Below are 1,406 nucleotides of genomic sequence, written 5' to 3' on the forward strand. Positions count from 1 at the left end.
GAACCCACATCCACGCCGTAGGCGGCTGTCCGCTCCGCGCGCAGCGCATGCCGGAGCGCGACCAGGGCCGCGGGCAGGGCCTCGGAGCCTGGCTCCATCCCCTCCAGCAGGCCCTCCAGCTCGCGCAACAGGCGTTGGTCCTCGGAAATCAAATCAATCACGATTTACTTACTATATCCGCTGGAGACAATTGGAAGACTTGTAAGGTCAGAAGAGGAATCAGCGCTTCTACCGTCTGCCCAGATGCAGCGTGATTTCTTGAGCACCGAGTCGTTTAAGACTCGCGTGATTTCCTCAATAGAAATGGCTTTCGGTGGACGGCACCATGACTGTCCGTGCCCTTCCGGGGGGGTGGGCCGACCCAGGAGTCGAAGAATCCGTGTGTGCGCGCGCCGGGCGTCCCCCCTGGGATGTCCGGCGCGCTGCCCCTTTCGCGCCCCTGACCTCCCGCCCTGTCCTCCAGCGCACGCGCCGGTGCCTCCGCTCGCTCGCGATGACGGGGCGCGGCGATGATGCGGCCTCCCGTCGAGTCAACGCCCGGAGGCCCTGACATGCCGCGTGATTACGCCTTCTACGCCCGTGCCCTGGAGGGGCGGCGGCTGCCGTTGGCCTTCGTGGACCTGGAGCTGCTGGGCGAGAACGCGGCGGCGCTGGTGCGGCGCGCGGGGGGGCTGCCGGTGCGGCTGGCCACCAAGTCGGTGCGGTGCGCGGCGCTGCTGCGGCGGGTGCTCGAAGGGTATCCCGGCTTCCGGGGGCTCATGTGCTTCAGCGCCGAAGAGGCCGTGCGCCTGCGCGAGCGCGGCTTTACCGACCTGCTCATGGGCTACCCCGTGGTGGACGCGGAGGCCCTGGCGGAGCTGTGCCGTCCGCCAGCGCCCGTGACGTTGATGGTGGACTCGGTGGAGCACGTGGCGCTCGCCGTCAGGGCCGCGCGGCGGCAGGGGACGCGTGTCCCGCTGTGCCTGGATGTGGACCTGTCGGTGGACCTGCCGGGGCTGCGCTTCGGGGTGCACCGCTCGCCGCTCCGCGCGCCAGAGGACGCGCTGGCGGTGGCGAAGCACATCGCGTCGGAAGGGGACGCCGTGTTCCTCGCGGGCGTCATGGGCTACGAGGCGCAGCTCGCGGGAGTGCCGGACGCGGCGCCGCACGCGGGGGCGAAGAACCTGGCCATCCGCGCGCTCAAGCGGGGCTCGGTGGGCCGCGTGCACGCGCGGAGGCAGGCGGTGGTGGCCGCGCTGAAGGGCGCGGGGTTCCCGGTGCGCTTCGTGAACGGCGGCGGCACCGGCAGCCTGGAGTCCACGCGCGAGGACGCGAGCGTGACCGAGCTCACCGCGGGCAGCGGCCTGTATTCGCCCGCGCTCTTCGACGGCTACCAGGGCTTCCACCACCAGCCCGCGGCGGCCTTC

1 protein-coding gene is annotated in these 1,406 nt (G+C 71.0%); it reads left to right on the forward strand.

Annotation, left to right across the window (positions count from 1 at the left end):
* Nucleotides 1–551: 551 nt before the first annotated feature.
* Nucleotides 552–1,406: alanine racemase (locus tag GTY96_RS37045; RefSeq protein WP_161667173.1), on the forward strand; the 855-nt coding region annotated here is incomplete at its 3' end.

The organism is Corallococcus silvisoli (assembly GCF_009909145.1).
In the GTDB taxonomy this organism is placed as follows: Bacteria; Myxococcota; Myxococcia; order Myxococcales; family Myxococcaceae; genus Corallococcus; species Corallococcus silvisoli.